This window comes from Methylobacterium sp. ap11 (genome assembly GCF_900110515.1).
Taxonomy (GTDB): Bacteria; Pseudomonadota; Alphaproteobacteria; order Rhizobiales; family Beijerinckiaceae; genus Methylobacterium; species Methylobacterium ajmalii.
In genome coordinates, this window is record NZ_FOEB01000030.1 from 26,460 (window position 1) to 48,709 (window position 22,250).

Annotated in this window: 22 protein-coding genes; 9 read left to right on the forward strand and 13 right to left on the reverse strand. The window is 74.0% G+C overall.

Annotation, left to right across the window (positions count from 1 at the left end):
- Positions 1-290 precede the first annotated feature (290 nt).
- Positions 291-1,961, forward strand: coding sequence for a methyl-accepting chemotaxis protein (locus tag BMX97_RS28455; protein WP_091754528.1), 1,671 nt, complete (start codon positions 291-293; stop codon positions 1,959-1,961).
- Between the two features lie 72 nt (positions 1,962-2,033).
- Here BMX97_RS28455 and BMX97_RS28460 read toward each other — a convergent pair whose 3' ends face one another.
- A complete protein-coding gene (locus BMX97_RS28460) occupies positions 2,034-3,155 on the reverse strand; it encodes an alpha/beta hydrolase (RefSeq protein WP_091754564.1) in 1,122 nt (373 codons plus the stop codon).
- Between the two features lie 223 nt (positions 3,156-3,378).
- Between BMX97_RS28460 and BMX97_RS28465 the strand changes: the two genes are divergently transcribed.
- Positions 3,379-3,999: a cation efflux transmembrane domain-containing protein gene (locus BMX97_RS28465; protein ID WP_091754529.1), complete on the forward strand. Its 621-nt coding sequence runs from the start codon at positions 3,379-3,381 to the stop codon at positions 3,997-3,999.
- 27 nt (positions 4,000-4,026) lie between these two features.
- Here BMX97_RS28465 and BMX97_RS28470 read toward each other — a convergent pair whose 3' ends face one another.
- Entirely contained in the window at positions 4,027-4,677 is a 651-nt protein-coding gene (locus BMX97_RS28470; protein WP_244538685.1) for an RrF2 family transcriptional regulator, read from the reverse strand.
- 269 nt (positions 4,678-4,946) lie between these two features.
- Here BMX97_RS28470 and BMX97_RS28475 point away from each other — a divergent pair, with 269 nt between their 5' ends.
- The 5 genes from BMX97_RS28475 to BMX97_RS28495 all read left to right on the forward strand — a co-directional run bounded on the left by BMX97_RS28475 (position 4,947) and on the right by BMX97_RS28495 (position 10,481).
- Complete coding sequence (locus BMX97_RS28475; protein ID WP_091754530.1) at positions 4,947-5,183, forward strand: DUF6894 family protein; 237 nt, start codon at positions 4,947-4,949, stop codon at positions 5,181-5,183.
- Positions 5,184-5,324: 141 nt separating this feature from the next.
- The gene (locus BMX97_RS28480; protein ID WP_280142823.1) at positions 5,325-7,199 is read left to right on the forward strand and encodes a glycoside hydrolase family 15 protein; all 1,875 of its coding nucleotides are present in this window, start codon (positions 5,325-5,327) and stop codon (positions 7,197-7,199) included.
- Positions 7,200-7,328: 129 nt separating this feature from the next.
- The gene (gene metG, locus BMX97_RS28485) at positions 7,329-8,876 is read left to right on the forward strand and encodes a methionine--tRNA ligase (protein ID WP_091754532.1); all 1,548 of its coding nucleotides are present in this window, start codon (positions 7,329-7,331) and stop codon (positions 8,874-8,876) included.
- Positions 8,873-9,658: a TatD family hydrolase gene (locus BMX97_RS28490; RefSeq protein WP_244538686.1), complete on the forward strand. Its 786-nt coding sequence runs from the start codon at positions 8,873-8,875 to the stop codon at positions 9,656-9,658. The genes metG and BMX97_RS28490 overlap by 4 nt, the downstream gene beginning before the upstream one ends.
- 13 nt (positions 9,659-9,671) lie before the next feature.
- On the forward strand, positions 9,672-10,481 hold the full coding sequence (locus BMX97_RS28495; protein WP_091754533.1) for an MBL fold metallo-hydrolase: 810 nt from the start codon (positions 9,672-9,674) through the stop codon (positions 10,479-10,481).
- Here BMX97_RS28495 and BMX97_RS28500 read toward each other — a convergent pair.
- The 5 genes from BMX97_RS28500 to BMX97_RS28520 form a co-directional block, all read right to left on the reverse strand.
- Entirely contained in the window at positions 10,448-10,825 is a 378-nt protein-coding gene (locus tag BMX97_RS28500) for a cupin domain-containing protein (RefSeq protein WP_244538687.1), read from the reverse strand. The genes BMX97_RS28495 and BMX97_RS28500 overlap by 34 nt on opposite strands.
- Positions 10,822-11,121 carry a type II toxin-antitoxin system RelE/ParE family toxin gene (locus tag BMX97_RS28505; RefSeq protein WP_091754534.1) on the reverse strand — a complete coding sequence of 100 codons (300 nt, stop codon included), beginning with the start codon at positions 11,119-11,121 and terminating at the stop codon, positions 10,822-10,824. The genes BMX97_RS28500 and BMX97_RS28505 overlap by 4 nt, the downstream gene beginning before the upstream one ends.
- Positions 11,118-11,345: a hypothetical protein gene (locus BMX97_RS28510; RefSeq protein ID WP_091754535.1), complete on the reverse strand. Its 228-nt coding sequence runs from the start codon at positions 11,343-11,345 to the stop codon at positions 11,118-11,120. The genes BMX97_RS28505 and BMX97_RS28510 overlap by 4 nt, the downstream gene beginning before the upstream one ends.
- A 316-nt stretch (positions 11,346-11,661) precedes the next feature.
- Complete coding sequence (locus BMX97_RS28515; RefSeq protein ID WP_091754536.1) at positions 11,662-12,783, reverse strand: carboxylate-amine ligase; 1,122 nt, start codon at positions 12,781-12,783, stop codon at positions 11,662-11,664.
- Positions 12,784-12,856: 73 nt separating this feature from the next.
- Entirely contained in the window at positions 12,857-13,288 is a 432-nt protein-coding gene (locus BMX97_RS28520; protein WP_091754537.1) for an RNA polymerase sigma factor region1.1 domain-containing protein, read from the reverse strand.
- Between the two features lie 169 nt (positions 13,289-13,457).
- Here BMX97_RS28520 and BMX97_RS28525 point away from each other — a divergent pair, with 169 nt between their 5' ends.
- Positions 13,458-14,855 carry a cytochrome P450 gene (locus BMX97_RS28525; RefSeq protein ID WP_091754538.1) on the forward strand — a complete coding sequence of 466 codons (1,398 nt, stop codon included), beginning with the start codon at positions 13,458-13,460 and terminating at the stop codon, positions 14,853-14,855.
- Between the two features lie 147 nt (positions 14,856-15,002).
- Here BMX97_RS28525 and BMX97_RS28530 read toward each other — a convergent pair whose 3' ends face one another.
- A complete protein-coding gene (locus BMX97_RS28530) occupies positions 15,003-16,292 on the reverse strand; it encodes an OprO/OprP family phosphate-selective porin (RefSeq protein WP_091754539.1) in 1,290 nt (429 codons plus the stop codon).
- Between the two features lie 189 nt (positions 16,293-16,481).
- Here BMX97_RS28530 and BMX97_RS28535 point away from each other — a divergent pair, with 189 nt between their 5' ends.
- Positions 16,482-17,549 carry a YncE family protein gene (locus BMX97_RS28535; protein ID WP_091754540.1) on the forward strand — a complete coding sequence of 356 codons (1,068 nt, stop codon included), beginning with the start codon at positions 16,482-16,484 and terminating at the stop codon, positions 17,547-17,549.
- Between the two features lie 34 nt (positions 17,550-17,583).
- Here the strand turns inward: BMX97_RS28535 and BMX97_RS28540 are convergent, their stop codons facing one another.
- From BMX97_RS28540 to BMX97_RS28560, 5 genes are all read right to left on the reverse strand, one after another.
- A complete protein-coding gene (locus tag BMX97_RS28540; RefSeq protein ID WP_091754541.1) occupies positions 17,584-18,690 on the reverse strand; it encodes a GcrA family cell cycle regulator in 1,107 nt (368 codons plus the stop codon).
- 137 nt (positions 18,691-18,827) lie between these two features.
- Positions 18,828-20,213: a DUF3095 domain-containing protein gene (locus BMX97_RS28545; RefSeq protein WP_091754542.1), complete on the reverse strand. Its 1,386-nt coding sequence runs from the start codon at positions 20,211-20,213 to the stop codon at positions 18,828-18,830.
- Positions 20,214-20,474: 261 nt separating this feature from the next.
- Positions 20,475-20,732, reverse strand: a complete 258-nt coding sequence (locus tag BMX97_RS28550; protein WP_236012505.1) for a DUF2312 domain-containing protein — start codon at positions 20,730-20,732, stop codon at positions 20,475-20,477.
- Positions 20,733-20,949: 217 nt separating this feature from the next.
- Positions 20,950-21,255 (reverse strand): DUF1244 domain-containing protein, encoded by a 306-nt coding sequence (locus tag BMX97_RS28555; protein WP_091754543.1) that lies wholly within the window; start codon positions 21,253-21,255, stop codon positions 20,950-20,952.
- 54 nt (positions 21,256-21,309) lie between these two features.
- Complete coding sequence (locus BMX97_RS28560; RefSeq protein WP_091754544.1) at positions 21,310-22,074, reverse strand: N-formylglutamate amidohydrolase; 765 nt, start codon at positions 22,072-22,074, stop codon at positions 21,310-21,312.
- Between the last annotated feature and the right edge of the window lie 176 nt (positions 22,075-22,250).

A 22,250-nucleotide genomic window follows, 5' to 3' on the forward strand; every position in this document is an offset into this window, starting at 1 on the left:
GGTCGGAAGGGGCGGCGCCACCGCGGCGGCGGCACCGGCGGCGGCCCGGCCGGGGCCCGCGCCTCACCGAGAGAAAGGCGCCCGGACGTGCGGCGTTGCTGGCGTGGATCCGCCGCGTTCCGTTTCGTCATCGGTCCGGTTCAGGCGCTATCAGGCGAGCAAGAATTGATCTGATCTTCTTCTCTTCGGCTGTGCGACTTCATTTCGGAGTTGCGACGCATTAATAAAATTTTAGCGGTGCCGGCGCGACAAGAGCGCGATCCGACGATCGCTCACCCACGGCTTGTCCCATGCGTCTGTCCCTGAAGAGCAGCCTCACCGGCCTGTTCGGGATCCTCCTGCTGCTGACCCTGGCCCAGGGCGGCCTCTCCCTGTGGAAGCTCGGCTCGATCGAGGCCCGCATCGCCACCCTGGCCGACGACGCGGTGCCCTCGATCAACGAGGCGCATGCGATCAACGCCCTGGTGATGCGCGCGCGGCTCTGGCAGTTCCGGTTCATCACCGCCGACGGCGAGGCCGAGAAGGCGCTCGCCACCAAGAGCTTCTCCGAGATGGACGCGGCGCTGGGCGAGCGGATGGCGCGCTACCGGGGGCTGATCAGCTCGCCGGCCGAGGAGGAGATCTTCGGGAGCCTGAGCGCCAGGATCGCGGCCTTCCGGGCCGACTGGGCCCGCCTCAAGGGGCTTCCGAGCCAGGCCGAGATCGACGCCTATTTCCGCGGGCCGATGAACGCGACCTACCGCGCCACGATCGACACCGCCGGCAAGCTCGTCGCCCTCAACGCCGCCGCCGGCACCGCCGCCGGCGAGGCCGCCCGGACCGAGCGGGCCGAGGCCACCCGCAACGCCGTCGCGATGCTCGCGGTGTCGGTCCTCGTCACGCTCGCGGCGGTGCTGTTCTGCCTCGTGCGCGTCGTCCGGCCGCTGGGCCGCATGACCGGCGCGATGCGCCGCCTGGCCGAGGGCGAGGCCGCGACCGCGATCCCGGGCGCCGGCCGCCGGGACGAGCTCGGCGCCATGGCGGGGGCGCTCGCGGTGTTTCGCGACAACCTGGTCCGCACCCGGGCGCTCGAGGAGGAGACCGCGCTCGCCCGGGCCGGCGCCGAGGCGCAGCGCCGGCAGGCGACCCGCGCGATGGCGGACGCCTTCGAGCGGGCGGTCGGCGGCATCGTCGGCGCGGTCACGGCCGCCGCCACCGAGCTGCAGGCGACCGCCCGGACCATGACGGTCACCGCCCGGGAGACCGCCGGCCAGTCGGGCGGCGCGGCCGCGGCCGCCGCCCAGGCCGCCTCGAATGTCGGCATGGTGGCGGCGGCGGCGGAAGAGCTCGGCGCCTCGGTCGACGAGATCGGCCGCCAGGTCGACGGCTCGGCCCGGCTCGCCGGCGCCGCCGTCCGGGAGGCCGGCGCGAGCGCGGCCCAGGTCCAGGCGCTGACCGAGGCGACCCACCGCATCGGCGACGTGGTCGGGCTGATCTCGTCGATCGCCGCCCAGACCAACCTGCTCGCGTTGAACGCCACCATCGAGGCGGCCCGCGCGGGTGCGGCGGGGCGCGGTTTCGCGGTCGTCGCCGCGGAGGTGAAGGAACTCGCCGGGCAGACCGCCAAGGCGACGGAGGAGATCACCGGCCAGATCGCGGCGATCCAGGCCTCGACCGGCCAGGCGGTCGGCGCGATCGGCGGCATCACCGCGCGGATCGAGGAGATCGCGGGCGTCGCCACCGCGATCGCCGCGGCGGTGGAGGAGCAGGGCGCGGCGACCCGCGAGATCGTCCGCAACGTCTCGGACGCCGCCGCCGGCACCGGCGAGGTGACGGCGAGCGTCTCCGGCGTCGCCCGGGCGGCGGACGAGACCGGCGCGGCGGCGAGCCAGGTGCTCTCGGCGGCCTCCGAGCTGTCGCGCCAGTCCGAGCAGCTCTCGGCCGAGGTCGCCCGCTTCCTCGACACCGTGCGGGCGGCCTGACGCCCGCACGGGACCGACGCATCGGAAGGACCGCCCCGGGGGCTCCGGGGCGGTCCTTCGTCGTTTCCGCGCTCAGTTCAGCGCCTGCGGATCGGCCTCGGTCAGGAAGGCGGCGACCTCGCGGAAGAACTGCATCCGGTTCTTCTCCATCATCACCGTGTGGGTGCCTTCGCCGAGTTCCACGAAGCGCTTGTAGGGCGTGCGGGTGAGGCGGGCGAAGTACTCTTGCGCCTGGTAGCTCGGCAGGTCGGCGTCCCATTCGGCGTGGATGACGAGGGTCGGCACCCGGATCTCGCCGGGATCGTAGAGCGGCGTGCCGGCCTGCCAGTAGTCCTGCGAATCGGCCACCACCCCGTTCGGCGCCCGGAGCACCGGGGGCGTCTGCGCGGCCCCGGCGGCGTCGGTCGCGAAGGTGGCGTCGGCCCATTGCTCGAACCAGCCGGGCGGGATCAGGTCCGCCTGCTTGTCCGCCGGCACGCCCTTGAGCCAGCGCTCCCTGGCGCTGTCGCGGCTCACGCTCCGGTAGGCGCCGAGCGGCCCGCTCGTGCCGAGGAGCGAGGGCGTGCGCGACAGCCATTGCGGCGCGTAGAGGACGAGGCGGTTGACCGCGTCGTTGTGGGTGCTGGTGTAGAGCCCCATGGTCGAGGTGCCCCAGGACCAGCCCATCAGGTCGATCCTGTCCACCCCGCGCCGCCGGCGGATGAAGTCGACCGCCTGTCCGACCACCGCGGCGGCGTCCCTCGTCCGCATGAAGGGTTTTCCGTCGGCGGCCGGGCGGCCCATCGCGGCGGGGCGGCCCGAGAGGCCGTAGCCCGGCAGGTCGACGAGGTAGACGTCGAAGCCCAGCCCCGCGAGGTAGTCCATCATCGACAGGCCGGCGAGCGGCAGGTCGAAGGCGGTCGAGGCCGGGTAGGTCGCGCCGTGGACGTAGAGCAGGATGCGGTCGGGCGCGAACCGCTCGGTCCCGGCCGGGCGCTTGTTGCGCAGGTAGACCGAGACCCCGTCCTCCGGGCCGGGGAGGCGGAATTCCTCCATGGCGAGACGGGGCGGGGCCGCTTGCGAGGCGGCGGGCGCCGCCGAGGCAGCGGACCCCGAGAGGGTGCTACCCAGGGCGGCGGGTGCCGCCGCGAGCCCGCCGAGGACGAGGCGGCGGGGCATCCGCCCCGGGGACGGGGGCGGCGATGAATGCGGCATGGTCGTCTCCTCCTGGCCCACCGCGTCTCGGTGGGTGCCCGCCGTGTCCCGGCGGATCTCCGCCTGTGGCCGGCGGCTGACGGCAGTGAAGCCGGCGCGGGGGCCCGGTGCAACCGCCGGCCCGGCATGGCACCGATGCGGCGTCGTGCGGCGCGCGCCCCCTGGCCGGCGCCGCCCGGCCGGGGCATAGACGACCGGCCGCCATCCGCGCGAGGCCCGCCCCGTGACCCCCTCCGACACCGATCCCGGCCTGCGTGCCACCGTGGGCCGCGTCGCCCTGCTCAATCTCGGCTATTTCGGGATCGAGGCGAGCGTGGCGGTGGCGATCGGCTCGGTGGCGCTGGTGGCCGACAGCGTCGACTTCCTGGAGGATGCGGCGCTCAACCTGCTGATCGTCGCCGGCCTCGGCTGGCGGCCGGCGGCGCGGGCCCGGCTCGGCGCCGCGATGGCCGGCATCCTGCTGCTGCCGGGGCTCGCCGCGGCCTGGACCGCCTGGCAGAAGTTCTGCGCCTTCACGGCCCCGGATCCGGTGCCCCTGACCCTGACGGGGCTCGGGGCGCTCGCCGTCAACCTCGCCTGCGCCGTGATGCTGGCGCGCCACCGCGAGGGCCGCGGCAGCCTGACCCGGGCGGCCTTCCTGTCGGCCCGCAACGACGCGGTCGCCAACGTGGCGATCGTGGCGGCCGGGCTCGTCACCGCCGCCACCCTGTCGACCTGGCCCGGCTTCGCCCCCTGGCCCGACCTGGTGGTCGGCCTCGGCATCGCGGCGATGAACGCCGACGCCGCCCTGGAGATCTGGCAGGCCGCCGCCGCCGAGCGCCGGGCCGCCCGCGAGGCGGCGTGAGGCGGCGATCCCCGGGCCGGCGGGGTGCTACGCGCCCGGCTCTCCCGCCCCCTCGGCGTCGCGCCCGATCAGGTCGCGCAGGGTCGCCCCGGTCGGGCCGGCCAGCACGTCCGCCAGGGTGAAGCGGTCGAGCTCGCGGATGAAGCTCCGCTCGGCCGCGTCGAGCGCGGTCTTCAGCAGGCAGCGCCCGGCGAGCGGGCAGGGGCCGCGGCCGCACTCGACGAGGCAGCCGAGGCCCTCCAGCTCCGCCACCACGGCGCCGAGGCGCACCTCCGCCGGCGGCCGGGCCAGGCGCACCCCGCCGGAGCGGCCCTGCCGGGCCTCGATGTAGCCCGCCCCCGTGAGCCCGCGCGCCACCTTCTGGAGGTGGTTCAGCGACACCCCGAAGGTGCGCGCGACGGCGGGCGTCGTCGTCCAGCCGCCGCCCTCAACCGCCCCGAGATAGAGCAGCAGGCGCAGCGACAGGTCGGTGTAGAGCGAGAGCCGCAGGGCGCTGTCCTTCTCGGTCGGCGCCCGGGCCGCGCCCGCCGCCGGAGCGACGGCGAACGAGGCGGAAGGCCCGCGCGCCGCAGGGGATGGGTCGGTGTCGAGGAACCCCGGAGCCGTCGCGGTCCGGCGGGCGACGGCGGCGATCCGGGGATTGCCGACGCGCCCGGGCGGACGGGAAAGCACTCGCACGAGTTTATCGCCGGCCAGCGGATTTGGCCAGGGCGGCCCGGCCGCGGATCGGCGCGGGCCGGCATTCGCGCCCGTTCGCGAGGTCTAAACCTGGTAATTCATGTGCGTGTTTGCGTGCCGGGGGAAATCAGCGTTCGATAAACATTTGCGAGGGCAGACGATGCCGTTGCGTCTTAAGTGAAGCCTCGAGGCGCCCCGATCGGCGAGACCGGCCGGCGGGATCCGGGATCTTCCGCCCGGCGGCCTTCTCGACACTCCAGGGGCCGCCCGTGCCGCGCTACTTCTTCGACATCAACGACCACGACCTGTCGCACCGCGACGACGAGGGCAGCGAGTGGCCGAGCCGCGAGGCCGCCCAGGCCCACGCCATGCGGATCCTGGCCGACATCGCCCGCGACGAGGCCCGGCGCCAGGACCGGCTGCACCTGTTCGTCACCATCCGGGACGAGGCCCGGGCGGTGCTCGGCGTCGCGTCGCTGGCGGTGTCCTGCACCTGGGTCGACTGACCCGGACCCGGCGGGTCCGGCCGGGGGCTCGAGCCGGGGACCTCGCCCGACCGGGCGCCGGGGCGTGGTGCGGCGCAAACCGTCGCGGCCCGAAACCCTGTCCCCGACGGACCGTTACCCCCGCGCTTTAACGTGTGTTGGGTGCGAGGCGACGTGACGGACCGGCCGATCGAGGACTACGCCGTCATCGGCGACACCTGCACGACGGCGCTGGTCGCCCGGGACGGATCGATCGACTGGCTGTGCTGGCCCTGCCACGACAGTCCTGCGGTGTTCCTGCGCCTCCTCGACGAGGACAAGGGCGGGGCCTGCGAGATCCTCCTCGACGGCCTGCGCGAGACGCGCCGGGCCTACCGGCCCGGCACCACCATCCTGGAGACGGTGTTCGTCACCGCGACCGGGACGCTCCGGCTCACCGACTTCATGCCGCTCCACCCCCTGGCGGAGGTGCCCGACGAGGGCCCGGACGGCGCCCCCCACGGCCGGATCGTGCGGATCGCCGCCTGCGAGGCCGGGACGGTGTCGGGGCGCTTCCGGGTGCGTCCGACCTTCGACTACGCCCGCGACGGCGCCGTCCTCGAGCCCGAGGCGGGCGGGACGGTGCTGTGCCGGCGCCGCTCGAAGCCGGAGGGCGTGCGGGTCGCCGCCACGGTGCCGCTCGCGGTCACCGGCGACCGGGTCGAGGCGGCGTTCGCCCTGCGGGCCGGGGAGGGGGTGTCCCTGGTCCTCGCCCACCGGAAGGACGACGACGGCGACATCGGGCACGCCGCCGCGAGCCTGTCGGCGACGGAAGACTACTGGCACGAATGGTCCGGGCGCTGCACCTATGACGGGCCGCACCGCGACAGCGTGCTGCGCAGCGCGCTGGTGCTCAAGCTCCTGACCCACGCGCCCTCGGGCGGGATCATCGCGGCCTCCACCACCAGCCTGCCGGAGGCGGTGCCGGGCACGCGCAACTTCGACTACCGCTACGTCTGGATGCGGGACGCGAGCTTCACCGTCACGGCCTTCGTCAATCTCGGCTACGTGCGCGAGGCGGCGGAGTTCCTGCGCTTCCTGCGCGACGCCGACCACAGCCGCGGCCGCGACCTGGAACTGATGTACGGCATCAACGGACGCGTGCCGGAGGAGGAGATCCTCGACCACCTGCGCGGCTGGCGCGGGGTCGGCCCGGTGCGGATCGGCAACGCGGCCTCGGGCCAGCACCAGTACGACATCTACGGCGAGTTCCTGGTGGCGCTCCACGCCTTCCTGGACGCCGTCGACTACGACCCGCCGGTGAAGGTCAACGACCACCTGCCCGAGGCGCTCGGCCACCTCACCGACCACGTCATCCGCTGCCGCCACGCGCCCGATCACGGCATCTGGGAGCTGCGCGACGAGACGCGCCAGATCCTCCACACCAAGGGCATGCTCTGGGTCGCCCTCGACCGGGCGGTGCAGATCGCCGAGGCCGTCGAGGTGGCGGCCCCCGAGCGGGTCGAGGAGTGGCGGCGCGTCGCCGCCGAGATCCGGGCCGAGTACCACGACAAGGGCTGGAACCCCCGCGTCGGCGCCTACACCCAGGCTTACGGCTCCGACGACCTCGACGCCGCGGTCCTGCGCACGGTGCTGTTCGGTGCCTTCGAGCCGCATTCGCCCCGGGTCGCCGCGACGCTCGAGGCGGTGAGCGCCGGGCTCGGCGACGGCGACCTCCTCTATCGCTACCGCAACGCCGACGGCTTCGAGCACCCGGAGGCGACCTTCGCGGCCTGCGCGTTCTGGCGCGTCGGCTGCCTGGCGCTCGCCGGGCGCATGGCCGAGGCCGAGCCGCTCTTCGCCCGGTTGCTGACCCGCGGCAACGACCTCGGGCTGTTCGCAGAGGAGATCGACGCGGGGTCGGGCGAGCAGCGCGGCAACGTCCCGCAAGGCTTCACCCACATGGCGATCATCAACCACGCGGTGCGCCTCGACCGGGCGGCGCGCCACCGGGACGCGCCGATGGACGAGCCGTTCCGCCAGGCCGTCGGGGCCTGACGCGCGGCGGAGCGGGCGGGAACGCCCTCGCGGGGGGTGGGCACCGCTGCCCGAATTTGCTCTAAGGCACGGACGGGCGCCGCCTCGCGGGCGGGCCCGATCCGAATCCTTCATACCGGGAAACCAGCCGTGGCGGGCGAGCCGTTCTTCATCACCACCGCCATCTCGTACCCCAACGGGGTGCCGCATATCGGCCACGCCTACGAGGTGATCGCCGCCGACGCCATCGCGCGCTTCAAGCGCCTCGACGGCTACGACGTGTTCTTCACCACCGGCACCGACGAGCACGGCCTCAAGATCCAGCAGACCGCCGCCAAGGCCGGGATCAGCCCGCGCGCCTTCGTGGACGACATGGCGCCGCGCTTCCGCGCCATGGCCGAGCAGCTCGACTGCTCCTTCGACCGCTTCATCCGCACCACCGACGCCGACCACGTCGCCTCGGCCCAGGCGCTGTGGCGCCGGATGGAGGAGAACGGCGACATCTACCTCGCCAAGTATGCCGGCTGGTACTCGGTCCGCGACGAGGCCTATTACGACGAGGCCGAGCTCGTCACCTTGGCCGACGGCAGCCGCCGGGCCGAGAAGACCGGCACGCCGGTCGAGTGGGTCGAGGAGGAGAGCTACTTCTTCCGGCTCTCGGCCTACGGCGAGCGCCTGCTCGCCCTCTACGAGGCGAACCCGGACTTCATCGGCCCCGATTCGCGCCGCAACGAGGTGACGAGCTTCGTCCGCTCGGGCCTGCAGGACCTGTCGGTCAGCCGCACCACCTTCGACTGGGGCGTGCCGGTGCCGGGCAACCCGGCCCACGTCATGTACGTCTGGGTCGACGCGCTGACGAACTACATCACGTCCTGCGGCTTTCCCGACGAGGGCGCGCCGCGCTGGCGCCAATGGCCGGCGGCGCTCCACGTCATCGGCAAGGACATCATCCGCTTCCACGCGGTGTACTGGCCGGCCTTCCTGATGTCGGCCGGTCTCCCGGTCCCGCAGCGCGTCTTCGGCCACGGCTTCCTGCTCAACAAGGGCGAGAAGATGTCGAAGTCGCTCGGCAACGTCGTCGCCCCGACGGCGCTCGCCGAGGCCTACGGCGTCGACCCCCTGCGCTACTTCATGCTGCGCGAGGTGCCGTTCGGCCAGGACGGCAGCTACTCGCACGAGGCGATCGTCAACCGCCTCAACGCCGACCTCGCCAACGACCTCGGCAACCTCGCCCAGCGCTCGCTGACCATGATCGCCCGCAATTGCGGCGGTCAGGTTCCGCAGGCCGGCGAGCCGTCCGCCGCCGACCGGGCGCTGCTGGCGCTCGCCGACGCGCTGCCGGAGAAGGCGAGGGGGCTGATGCGGGACCTCGCCCTGCACGCGGTGCTCTCCGAGATCTGGGCGGTCGTCGCGGAGGCCAACCGCTACTTCGCCGGCCAGGAGCCCTGGAGCTTACGCAAGACCGACCCGGCCCGGATGGAGGCGGTTCTGTACACCACCGCCGAGGTGCTGCGGGCGGTCGGCATCCTGGTCCAGCCCTTCATCCCGAGCGCCGCCGCCCGGCTCCTCGACCTGCTGGCGGTGGCGCCCGACGCGCGCAACCTCGCCGCCATCGGGCCGGATCACCGCCTCGCGCCCGGCACGGCCCTGCCGGCGCCGAGCCCGATCTTCCCGCGCTACGTGGAGCCCGAGGCGTGAGCCTGGTCGACAGTCACTGCCACCTCGATTCGCCCGGCCTCGCCGAGCGGCTGCCCGAGGTGCTGGCCCGGGCGAAGGCGGCCGGGATCGACCGCATGGTGACGATCTCGACCCGGGTCGCCCGGTTCGAGACCTACCGGCGTTTAAGCGAGGCCCACCCCGAGGTGCTGTTCACGATCGGCACCCACCCGCACCAGGCCGGCGAGGAGCCGGACGTGCCGGCGGCCGAGATCGTCGCCCTGTCGCGCCATCCGCGCTGCATCGGCATCGGCGAGGCCGGGCTCGACTACCACTACGATTACGCCCCCCGGGACGTGCAGCAGAAGGTCTTCCGCACCCACATCGCGGCGGCGCGCGAGAGCGGGCTGCCGCTCGTGATCCACGCCCGCGAGGCGGACGAGGACGTGGCGGCGATCCTCGCCGAGGAGATGGCGCGCGGGCCGTTCAAGGCGGTGCTGCACTGCTTCTCGTCGGGGCGGCGGCTCGCCGAGGTGGGGGTCGAGCTCGGCCTCTCCGTGTCGTTCTCCGGCATCGTGACCTTCCGCAACTCGGACGAGATCCGGGACATCGCCAGGGGCGTGCCGCACGACCGCCTGCTGGTCGAGACCGACGCGCCGTACCTCGCGCCGGTGCCGCATCGCGGCCGGCCGAACGAGCCGGCCTTCGTCGCCGACACCGCCCGGGTGCTGGCCGAGACCGTGGGCCTCGCGCCCGAGGCGCTCGCGGCCCTCACCACCGCCAACTTCTACCGCCTGTTCGACAAGGCCGCCGCACACAGCTGAGGGCTCCGACCGCATGCCGACCCTGACCCTTCGCATCCTGGGCTGCGGCTCCTCGGGCGGCGTGCCGCGGGTCGGCTACGGCTGGGGCGCCTGCGACCCGGCGGAGCCCAAGAACCGGCGCCGGCGCTGCTCGCTCCTGGTCGAGCGCCGGGAGGCCGGCGACGAGGCGACGACCGTGCTGGTCGACACCTCTCCGGACCTGCGCGAGCAGCTCCTCGACGCCGCGGTGGCGCGCCTCGACGGGATCCTGTTCACCCATTCCCACGCCGACCACACCCACGGCATCGACGACGTGCGCCCGCTGGTGATCCACATGCGCCGGCGCATCCCGGTCCACGCCGACGCCACGACCTCCGACCTGCTGCGCGCCCGCTTCGCCTATTGCTTCACCTCGCGGGAGGGCAGCCTCTACCCGCCGATCCTCGACCTGCACGCGCTCGAGGCCGGCGCGCCGGTGAGCGTCGGGGGCCCGGGCGGTCCCGTCACCGCCACGGCCTTCGTCATGGAGCACGGGCCCCAGGAGAAGGCGCTGGGGTTCCGCTTCGCCGACGCGGCCTACGCGCCGGACGTGAGCACGATGCCGGACGCCGCCAAGGCCGCTTTACGCAACCTCGACCTCCTGATCGTCGATGCCTTGCGCGATTCGCCCCATCCGACCCATTTCTCGGTCTCGGACGCCCTGGCGCTGATCGAGGAGGTGGCGCCGCGCCGCGCCGTCCTGACCAACCTCCACACCGACCTCGACTACGAGACCCTGCGCCGGCGCCTGCCGCCCGGGGTGGTCCCGGCCTATGACGGGCTCTCGCTCGCGGTCGACGGCTGATCGGCCGGCCGGAGGTGGACCGCGAGCCAGACGGTCGCCTCGTCGGGGCTCGTCCACTCGACCCGGTGGCGCAGGCGGGCCGGGATCGTCAGGTGGTCGCCGGGTTCGAGCCGCCGCGGCGCCGGTTCGCCGTGCAGGTGCAGGCCGGCGCTTCCCGAGAGCAGCACGACCCACTCGTCGAAGGGCTGGTCGTACCAGAAGCCCGGCGGGCTCGCCTGGCCGGTGGAGACGATCCGCTCGACGCGGCCGTACGGTCCTTGCGCCAGCACGTCGGTCGTCTCGTCGGGCTGCGGCGAAGCGGGCAGGCCGGCGAAGAGGTTGGCGGTCGTCATGCGGGTCGTCATGCGGGTCGTCGTGGCGCGTCCGGCATCGGGGCGGGGTCGCGAGCGCCGTGCCGGATGCCGACTACGACGATCTCGCTCGCGGTCGCGACGTAGAAGATCAGGTAGGGGCTCGCCAAGGTCCTGCGCATGGGACGAAGGTCGGTCGGTGGTCCGCTGCCGGGCTGTTCGAGCAAGCGCCCGATCGCCGCCTGGATGCGGGCCTGGACGCGGCGGGCGCCGTACGGGGATTTCTCGGCGACCCCGTCCAGTATCCGCTCGAGTTCGTCCGCCGCCTCGGGCGTGTAGCGCAACCTCACAGGCCGTGCTTCGCCCAGATGGCTCGTATCCGCTCGTCGCTCGCGAATTCGCCCCGGGCGGCCTGCGCCAGGGACTTGGCGAACGACGCCTTCTCATCGGGGTCGAGAACGACGAGCCCCGGCTCGTCGTCGAGGACGGCCAGCATGACGCGGGCGACATCGTCCTGTGCCTCGGGCGAGAGGGTGCGGACGCGTTCGATGGCGTGTTCGAGGAGTTCGGTCATGGTGGCATCATGCACCCGATTCGCGTCGGCATGAAGGGAAACCGGGCGTGTCCCGGTCGCGCGTCCCGGCCTGCCGATCCCGTTAAAGTTCCATAATGCTGCTTATGCGACTCGTGGCAGGAGAGAGGAGTCCGAGGTCATGTCGCGCTGCCGGCCGTGGTCCATCCGGCCGTGGTCCATGCCGCGCGTGGACGGCCCGCGGCGGTCGGGCACCGTCCAAAGCGAGCGTGGCCGCCATCGACCGCGTGCGGACCCGCGACGGCGCCGGTCGCCGCCGCAGGCCTTCGTCGGCGCCGCGGCGGGGACGCGCCCCGCCCTACGCCGCCCGCCCCTCGGTCTCCCGGGCGAGACCGTCCACCACCGCGGCGATTCCCGAACCGTCGCTGCCGCCCGCCGCCGCGTAGGCCGCGCGCTGGCGGTCGGCGCTGGTGCCCTCGCGGGCGATGCGGCGGGCGTCGTCGAGGGCGTCCTCGCACCCGAGCGCCGCCGCGTCCTCGGCGACGAGCGAGAGCAGACCCTCGATCGCCTCGCCGAACGGCACGGCGCGGCCGGCCCCGGCGTCGATCAGGGCGGCGCGCACGCCGTCGCGCTGGGCCCGCCACAGGTTCTCGCGGATCACCGCCCGGGCAACCCCGTCGAGGGCGGCATTCAGGTCCGGCCGGCGCTCGGCGGCGCGCACGAGGCAGCGGTACAGGCTCGCGATCGCCACCGCGTCCTCGACCCGGGTGCAGCTGTCGGCGATGCGCAATTCGAGCGTCGGGTAGCGGATCGAGGGCCGCAGGTGCCACCACAGGAAGCTCGCATCCTCGATCGCCCCGGCGGCTTTCATCACCGACACGAAGCGCTCGAACTCCGCCGTGCTCGCAAACAGGTCCGGCAGCCCGGTGCGGGGCATCTCGCCGAACACGCTGAGGCGGTAGCCGGCAAGGCCGGTGTCGCGCCCCTCCCAGAACGGCGAGGAGACCGAGAGCGCCAGCAGCGCCGGCAGGAACGGCAGCAGACGGTTCATCAGGTCGACCCGCTCGTCGGGCCGCGCTACCTCGACGTGGACGTGCATGCCGCTCACCAGCGTGCGCCGCCCGATCATCCGCACCGCGTCGAGGATGCCGTCGTAGCGCGCCCCGTCGGTCGGGGATTGCGCGTCCCAGGCCGCGCCCGGATGGGTGCCGGCGCCGAAGACCAGGATCCCGTGCGCCCGCCCGATCTCGGCGAGGCCGCGGCGCAGGGCCGACAGCCCGCTCAGCGCCTCCGCGGGCGTGGTGGCGGGCGGCGTCGCGATCTCGATCTGGCTCTGCAGCAATTCGCGCTCGGCCGCCGGCAGCAGCGCCTTGGCGGCGGCGTGGAAGCCCCGGACGCCCTGGCCCGGCGTGCCCCGGGTGGCGGCGTCCGCCAGGAAGAACTCCTCCTCGATGCCGAAGCGGTAGGCAGGGCCGGTCATGCGCGCGGAATCCTTGGTCGAGGGAGGGCGGGATATAGCGGCCGCGCCGCGGCCGACCACGCCGGCCGCGCCCTCAGCCGCGCAGGGTCCACAGCGTCAGGACAAGGACGGCGAGCGCGAGGGCGGCGAGCCCCGCCAGGATCACCGCCCGGTGGGCGCCGCCACGGGCGGGCGGCGGCGGCACCCGGTCCGGGGCGGCCGCCGTCGCGGCTGCGGCCGCGGCGGGCGGCGGTTCCGGCGCGGGCGCGGCGGGGGCCGGTGCCGGCGGCTCGGGCAGCCGGATCGCGCCGGCGGGCAACGGCGGTCCGCCGCCCTGCAGCAGGATCTCGTCGGGATCGACCGCGATCCCGGCCTCCTCCAGCTCGATCAGCACCAGCGCGATGTCCTCGGCGCTCATCCGGTCGACCGGCAGGGCCCGGCGCAGGTCGTCGGGGGTGAGCTCGCCCCGGCTGCGGCCGAGAGCGACCAACTGGTCGAGGGTGGTCCTGTCGAAGGCGGCCTGCATCGGCGGATCTCCGGTCCGGCGGGCCCGGGTTCTCCCGTGAGCGTGGCACCGCGCGGTGTGCCAACGCGCACCGGCCGGAATGCGTTTCCCGGTCACGCTCGCGCCCAGAAGCGGGTAGACAACCTCCGGGCTCCCGGTGCCCGTCGGGACCACCGAACCCAGGCGAGCCATGAACGCGCATCCGTCCCACGTCCGTCCGGCCCCCGAGGGGCCCCGGCCGGTCCTCGCCCGGATCACGCCGCCGGCCCAGCCGCTCGGGCCGTGGCGCTTCCTGAGCACCGTGGTGCGCAACCCCCTCGAGGCCTGGCCGGAGACGATCTACCGCGAGCCGGTCTACACCTCGACCGTTCTGGGCAATTCCAGCCTGTTCGTGATGGCGCCGAACCTGATCCGCCGGGTGATGGTGGACGATGCCGACGCCTTCGAGAAGTCGGAGGTCCTGCGCCGTGCCCTCTCGCCGGCGCTGGGCGACGCGATCCTGACCGCCGACGGCGCGCGCTGGCGCTGGCAGCGGCGGGCGGCGGCGCCGATCTTCCGGGCCGAGCGCATCCGCAGCTTCGTGCCGGCGATGATCGCGGCGGCCGAGCGCACCCGCGACGCGCTGGCGGCCGATTCGGGCGCCGAGGTCGACCTCGCCCAGACGATGATGCGCACCACCTTCGAGATCATCGTCGAGACCATGCTGCCGGGCGCCGGCGGGATCGACGCGGCCCGGGTCGAGCGCGGCATCACCGACTACCTCGAATCGACCAGCTGGGTCGTCGCCCTCACGCTGCTGCGGGCGCCGGCCTGGCTGCCGTTCCCGGGTCGCGCCAAGGCCGAGCGGGCCAAGACCTACCTGCGCGACGAGCTGCTGCGCCTCGCCGCCGAGGGGCGCCGCACCGGCACCGAGGGGCGCAACGACCTCCTGAGCCTCCTGCTCGCCGCCCGCGACCCGGAGACCGGGCAGGCGATGGACGACCGCGACGTCGCCGACAACCTGCTCACCTTCGTGACCGCCGGGCACGAGACCACGGCGCTCGCCCTCACCTGGGCGCTCTACCTCCTCTCCCACCACCCGGAGAGCGAGGCGCTGATCGCCGCCGAGGTCGAGGCGGCGACCGCCGGGGGGCCGCTCGCGCCCGAGCACGTCGACGCCCTCCCCTACACCCGCCAGGTGATCCTGGAGGCGATGCGGCTCTACCCGCCGGTGCCGGTGGTGGTGCGGGCCGCATTGCGCGACGTCGACCTCGACGGGATACCGGTGCGCGCCGGCACGCCGATCACGATCCCGATCTACGCCGTGCACCGCCACGCGGCGCTGTGGGACGAGCCGGAGCGCTTCGACCCTGCCCGTTTCGCCCCCGAGGCCGCCAAGGCCCGCGACCGCTACGCCTACCTGCCCTTCGCCGCCGGCCCGCGCATCTGCATCGGCATGGGGTTCGCGCTCTCCGAGGCGGTGGCGATCCTGGCGGTGCTGGTGCGCTCGCTGCGCTTCTCGCTCCGGCCCGGCTACCTGCCGGTGCTCAAGCAGCGCATCACCCTGCGCCCGTCCGAGGGCATGCCGATGCGGGTGAGCCGGCGCTGAGGCGCCCGGCGTAGCCGGCGTCGGGCCCCGGCGGGGCGTCGGCGGTTCCCGATCCCGTACGGGGCCGGCCGGCTCCGTCGTCGGTCGCCGTCGAGACCGATCGAATGCGGGACGGCCGATCGCCGCTCTCCCCGGTCGCGGGATCCCTCACCAGTAGAGCTGCGCCCGCCCGATGAACACGTCCGCGTCGATGGTCCGGCGGTTGAAGTTCAGGCTCGCCGGCGAGGGCGAGGTGTGGGAGCGGACGTAGTCGAACACGAAGCGGATGTTGCGGTCCGGGTACCAGTTCACGCCGGCGGTGAAGTCCTGCTCGATGCCGCCGCGGATGGCGCGGTCCTCGAGGTCGATGGCGCTGTAGCGCAGCCCCAGCTCGAACACCCCGGTGCCGCCGCGGCTGACGCGCTGCGCCTCCTCGACCTCCACGCCGCCGAACACCGCGTACTCGGTGGCGTATTTCGGCGCGATCGCGTAGCGCCGTCCCTTGCCGTTGAGGAGCAGGCCGGCCTGGATGTAGCCCCCCTGGAAGCTCAGGGACGGCGCCCCGCCCGAGCGGCCGATCTCGGTCAGGATGTACTCGGCCTGGAGCCGGAACGGCCCGGCCTGCCAGGCGGCCTCGAGCCCGATGCGGCCGATGCTCGTCGCGTCGCGGATGGCGCCGGTGTTGACGAACTGGCGCGCGAACAGGAACGCCTCGGAGCGGCTCGACAGGGTGAGCGCGCTGCCGTCGTTCGGCAGCGAGCGGTAGCTGCCGGCGACCCCGAGATGCAGGACGTCGTTGCCGTCCTGGCTCAGGTAGGGCGCGTAGGTCAGGCGGGTGGTCGAGGCGACGCCCTGGTCGCCGATGGCGGCGTTGTTGATGTTGCCGCCGAACACGCTCGTCACCGCGGTCCAGCGCTCGCCGTGGGTGCCGATCGCGAAGCCGAAGTTGCGTGCCGGCGCGAAGGCGTCGGCGAGCGAGCGCTCGGTGAACAGGGTGTTGTTGTCCGAGATCAGCTGGTCGAGGCTGAACGGCTCCTTCATGTTGCCGATCGCCACGATGACGTTCTGGAAGCCCTTGTAGGCGACGACCGCGTCGTTGATCGGCCGGTTCGGTTCGGCGAAATCGTACTGGAAGGCGAGCTCCAGTTCCTTGCCGAGCGTCAGGTAGCTCTCGATCCAGGAGCGGCGCACGGCGATCGGCGTGTCGAACACCGTGCCGAAGCCGCGCTGCTGCACCCGCCCGGTGCCGAAATCGAGCTGGAGCCGCCCGCCGATCCGCAGGGTCGCGGCGTCGTCGGGAAACTTCAGGGTGATGCCCTTCTCGTCGATGGTCAGCCTCTCGCCGAAGGGGCCGGGCGGGCCCTCGACCGCGCCGGCGGGCAGGCTCGCGCAGCAGGCGAGCAGGAGAACGGCGATCGGCCAGGACGGGCGCGACGGCGGGCGGGTGGGGTGAGACATGGCCGGATCCTCGCACCAGATATGTCGGAGGCTGCGTGTCATTCCATGACGGGGCTGCGACCCTCGGTGGATCCGGCCGCGTTCACCGGCCGGTGTGGCGCGCCCGCCACGACCAGGCGAGGCACCGCGCGGGCGGGGCGAACCGTGACGCGACGGCGGGGTTGTGTCGGGGACGATCGAGGAACCGCCATGCCCCCCGCCATCGACCGCCGTCTCTGCCTGTCGGGCCTCGCCGCCCTCGCCCTCGGACCGCTGACCGGCGCCGCGCGCGCGCAGGGCGCAGCCGCCCAAGGCACGCCCGTGCAAGCCGCACCCATGGGCGCGGCCGGCCGGTCCGACACCCTCCTGGTGATGGAGAAGGGCGACCACGCCCTGAGCTTCTACGAGCTCGCCAGCGGCCGGCGCACCGGGCGGGTCGAGCTGCCGGGGGAGTATCCGCACGAATTCGTCGTCGACCGGGCCGGGACCCGCGCCTACGTGGCGCTCTACGGCGCCAAGTCCTCGACCACGCCGGGCCCGGGGGGCGATGCCGTCTACGTCGTCGATCTCGCCGCCCGCAGCCTCGCCCGCACGATCGATTGCGGGCCGTTCCGGCGCCTGCACGGGATCCGCCTCGACGCGAGGGACCGGCTCATGGTGCTGAGCGAGGACCGCGACGTGCTCCTCGGCATCGACGCGCCGGAGCGGGCCGAGCGCCCGGACCGGGCGGTGGCGACCGGCGGCATCAAGGGCCACCTCTTCTCGCTGTCGCGGGACGGCGAGACGGCCTACGTCGCCAACATCCTGTCGAACACCGTGAGCCGGGTGCGGCCCTTCGCGCCCGCGGAGGCGCCCCGCATCGCCGCCACCGGCCCGTGGCCGGAGGGCAACGCCCTCTCCCCCGACGAGGCGACGCTCTACGTCGCCCACCGCCGCGGCGCGACGCTGGCGGCGCTCGCCACCGAGGCGATGACGGTGACCCGCAGCGTCCCGACGCGGGGCGACGTGGTGCGGGTCGATTGCGGGCCGGAGGGCGACCTGATCCTCGCCAACTACGCCGAGAAGAGCCTGTCGCTGCTCGATCCCGCACTCAAGGAGATGGCGGTCGTGCCGCTCGGGGCTGCGCCGGTGGCGCTCGCCCGCCACCCGTCGAGCCCGCTGGCCTTCGCGGCCCTGGAGGACGACCGGATCGCGGTGGTCGATCTCGAGGGCCGTCGGGTCCAGGGCACCCTCGCCACCGGGCGCGAGCCCGACGTGATGGTGCTGCTGCCCGGATGATCGGTGACCGGGCCCCGCGGGGCCCGGATCCGGGTCAGGCCGCCCGCATCGGGCGCTTCGGTGGCTCGAACACCGTCGCGTAGTGGGTGCGGCACCAGCGCTTGCCGGTGAGCACGCGGCAGCCGCAGACGCGCTTGGTCTCGATCGCGGTGCCGTCGCCGTCGGCCCAGAGCGGGAAGGTGCAGTCGAGGAGGCCGGCCTTGAGGAATAGCACGCCCTCGCCGCCATCGGCCGCGGCCGCCGGCACGCGGCGGGACATCGGCAGGGCGACGACGCTGCCCTCGGACGGCGGCGCCATCAGCACCGGCGCCGCGGCGGGCTCCTGGAAGGCGGGGTCCTGGAAGGCGGGCTCGCGAACCGCCGGCGCCTCGACGGCGCGCGGCAGCGGGGCTTGCGCCCGCGGCGCCTCGGGCTGCGGGGCGGCCGGCTTGACGACCGGCGCGGCGGCGGCCGCGGGCTTCGCCGCGACGGGGCTCGCGGCCCGCGCGACCGGCGCGGCCTTGCGGGCCGGCGCCGGCGCCTTGTTGGCGGCGAGGAACGCCCGGGTGGCTTCCTCGAGGGCGCGCGCGCTCATCACCGGCGCCTCGGCGCGGGCGGGCTCGGCGGGCGGTTTGGCCGGGACGGGCTTGTCGGCGACGGTTTTGGCGACGACCGGCTTGGCCGCCGGCTTGTCCTGCGGCGCCTTGGCGGGGGCCGGCTTCGCGGCGGCCGCCGGGACGGCCTTTGCAGGCTCGGCCCGGGTGGGCTCGGCCTTGGAGACGAGCACCCTGGCGGGGGCGGCCGCGGCGGGCTGCAGGGTGGAGGGCAGGATCCGCGACGGCAGGATCCGGGGAGCGGCCTTGGCGGGCTCGGCGCCGGCCTGGACCTTCGCGGGCTCGCTCCGGGCAGGCTCGACCTTGACGGCCGGTTCCGCCTTCGCGGGAGCGACGGCCTGTGCCGGGGCTTCCGGCTTGGGCTGGGCGGCCGCCGTCTGCGCGGCTGCCTTGGCCTGCTGGCGCGCCAGGGCGGCTTGCGCCACCCGGCCGATCACGTCGGCCACCGACGTGCCGATCACGCCGGCGATCTCCGCCGGGTCATGTCCCTCGATCCACAGCGCGACCGCCTTCTCGGTCGCCTCAGCCGTCCACACCGCGTCGTTCATTTCCAAAAGGGCTCGTTCCAGTTCGAATCGGAAAGGCGGGATATACGGCGAGTCTCCTCACCAAGTCCCTTCTCATGACGCAAGGGTGGGATGCGACCGATCGCCAGCCCGCGAAAGACTGCGGCCACGCTCCCGCCTCAAACCGCCGCCCCGCGCATGGCGGCGTCGGCCGATTCGGCCACGGGCGGCACGCCGTCGACGAGGGTGCTCGCCGCGTCCCCGGTTTTCAAGGCGTCTTCGGCCCGAGCGGTGCCCTCGGCGTCCGGGGCCTTCACGCCATCGTTGGCCTTCACGCCGTCCTTGGCCCTCAGGGCATCCTCGGCCCTCAGGGCATCCTTGGCCTTCAGCGCCTGGGCGGCCCGGGCATAGCCCCCGTCCTCGCCGTCGACGAAGTGGACGTGGTCGCGCAACGCCGCCACCGGGGTGATGCAGGTGGTGAGCGCCGCGCCCTGGCGGTGCAGGCCGAACCGCACCAAGCCCGCCGCCTCCGCCGCCTCCAGCCGCGCCTCGATCCGCGCCGCGAGGTCGGGGCTGCAATCGAGGGTCATGCGCAGGCCGTCGTCGTATTTGCGGAAATCGGTGTTGGCGACCAGCTCGTCGAGATAGCGCGGCGCCGAGAAGCCGCCGAGCCGCAGGCCGAGGCGGAAGATCAGGTGGCCGACCAGCGTCGTGCCCAGGACATGCAGGCGGCGCAGAGCCAGCGAGCCCTTGAGCGGTCCTCGCGCCCGCACCTCGTGGGCGAGGCCCGGCGGCGGCCAGCGCAGGCGCGGCCCGCCCGGCGGCAGAGGGTGGCCGCGGGCCGGCGCCTCGCCGGCCAGCCGCACGACGTCGGCGATCGCCGCGCGGGCCGCCGTCCGGTCGGCGCGCTCGGCCGCGACCACCAGGACCGACAGGATCAGCCCGTGCCGGGCGCGCGCCGGCTCGAACCGGCAGGTCAGGCCGGTGAGGTCCGGCTGGGTGCCGGGCGGCGCCGGTGCCACGGCATGGAGCCCGCGCTTGAGCACCCGTTCGGCATAGGCGAGGCCGCCGCCCATGAACATCGCGTAGGCGACGTCCGGCGAGGGCGCGTAGCGCGCCACCTCCACGGCGTGGCCGGCGGCGCGGATCTCGGAGACCGGCACCAGGGCGGCCCGCAGGCTCAAGGCCATCGCGTCGCGGGCCCAGGCCACCGTGGCGGCGAGGGCCGCCCGGGCCGCCGCCTCCTCGTCGGGCGCGATCAGGACGCTCGCCCCGTCGCCCCCGAACACGAAGGGCAGCTCGCGCCGGTCGAGCGCGTTGCGCAGGGCGGCGATCACCGCCGCCCCGGCGAAGTTCACCGCCCGGTAGCGCCCCGCCGCGATGGCGGCGGTGGAATCGACCACGTCGGTGACCGCCACCCACCAGCCGTCCGGCACGGGGCGGTACTGCGCGTCGTCGAGCACGCTCAGGAAGTCCGTCGCCGGGGCGAGGTCGGCGTAGCGGAAGCCCTCGGCCGCCGAGGACGTGCCGGCGGGCGCGGCGGCACGAGGGGTGGCGTCGGGCATCGTGGGTATCGCGGTCTCCATCCGTGCCAAACGTCCGGGCCCGCGGCGCCGGTTCCCCGCGCGGGCGTATCGGCGGGGTGATCCGGCGGTGAGCGCCCGATGTGCGACGGGGTTCGGCCCGAACGCGAACGGGCGCGGGTCGGCCCCGCCCCACGCTCGCAGGGAGACGCCAACCCGCGCCCGTATCGCGACCACCCCGGTAGAGGCCGATGCTCGTCCGGCGAGCCGGAGCGGCGCGGGTCCCGAGGTCCCGTGCGGGGCCTACGCCATGCCGAGGGCCTGCATGTAGAGCTCGAGGATGGCCTCCTCCTCCTGGCGCTCCGAATGGTCCTTCTTGCGCAGGCGCAGGATGGTGCGGACCGCCTTCACGTCGAAGCCGCGGCCCTTGAGCTCCAGCATCACGTCCTTGATGTCGCCCTGGAGGCCGGCCTTCTCCTCCTCCAGGCGCTCGATGCGCTCGATGAACTGCTTGAGCTCCTCGGCGGCGACGCCCGACGAGGCGACGTCGGCATCCGGCATGCTGTGCGCGTTCATTCACGAATCTCCTTGCCGACGGGTCCGGTGCCGCCGCGGGCGGACGCGGCCATCAGGCACCCCAACCCACTGACGGATGGCGGCCTTCGCGGCACGCCTTCCCGGATCTTGATAGATGCGCAACCTTACCGAGTTCTTGCGCGGCCGGGGACGGACGAGGGTCCGGAGCGCCTCGCCCTCCCCCCGGCGCGGGCAGAAATCTTCAGTGCTTCTCCGCCCGCGCCGCGAAGGATGCCGCCTGCTCGGGGGTCGCCTCGTTCTGGTGGCGCGCCTTCCACTCGTCGTAGGGCATGCCGTAGACGTGCTCGCGGCTCTGGTCCTTGGTGAGGGGCAGGCCGCGGGCATCCGCCGCGTCCTTGAGCCAGTTCGACAGGCAGTTGCGGCAGAAGCCCGCCAGATTCATCAGGTCGATGTTCTGCACGTCGGTGCGCCCCTGCAGGTGCGAGACCAGGCGGCGGAAGACCGCGGCCTCGAGCTCGGTGCGCGTGGTGTCGTCGATGCCGTCCATCGGAAGTTCCTCTCAGCCAGTGCGAACGGGAAGTCGGGGCGGGCGCCCGTCCGGTCAAGCGCGGGCGACCAACGGCCCCAGCAGGGCGGCGAAACGCGCGGCCCAGTCCTCCGCCCCGGCCGCGTCGCCGATCAGGTCCTGGCGGATCTCGATCAGGGCGTTGGGCAGGTCCCGGGCCATGGCGTGGCGGTCGATCGTGTCCCCCGGCAGGCCGCCGCCATAGGGCTGGTTGTCGCCGACCGTGAACCCGGCCGGATCGGCGCGCAACCCTGCGATCAGCGGGCCGGCGAGGCGGTCGTCCCGGTCCCACAGGATGCCGACCTGCCAGGGCCGCGCCACCCCGCGCCAGGCCGGGGTGAAGCTGTGCACCGTCACGATGGCGGGCGGCGCGCCGGCCTCCATCGCGGCCGCCACCGCGGCGTCGATGGCGTGGTCGTAGGGATCGTAGAAGCGCGCCAGCCGCTCGGCGACGCCGTCGGGCCCGATCCGCGCGTTGCCCGGGACGATCGCCCCGTCGGAGAGGCGCATCACCAGGGTCGGGTCGGTGCGGCCGCGATTGGGGTCGATGATCAGGCGCGAGAAGGTGGTGAGCAGGGCCGGCGCCCCGAGACGCCAGGCGAGCGCGCGCGTCACCGCCGCCGCCCCGATGTCGTAGGCGATGTGCCGCTCGAAATGCGGCGCGGCGACGCCGAGGTTGTCGAGGTCCGGCGGCACTGCGTTCGAGGCGTGGTCGCACAGGAGCAGCAGGCCGCACCCGGGATCGCCGGGAACCGTCTCGACGGGCTGGGGCGGGTGGCGGGGGGAAGGAGCGGCGGTCATCCGGGCGATCGGTCTTTTGGGGGGAGACGAGGGAGGAGCCCGGCCGCGCCCGAGGGCGCGCGGCGGGATCCGGCCCTCCTCCATACCCAAATGGCGGGGCGGCCTCCATCGGTGCGCCACGGTGACGCCGGGCGCGACTTGCCATAGTGACGGACGCGACCGACGATTCCCCCGCC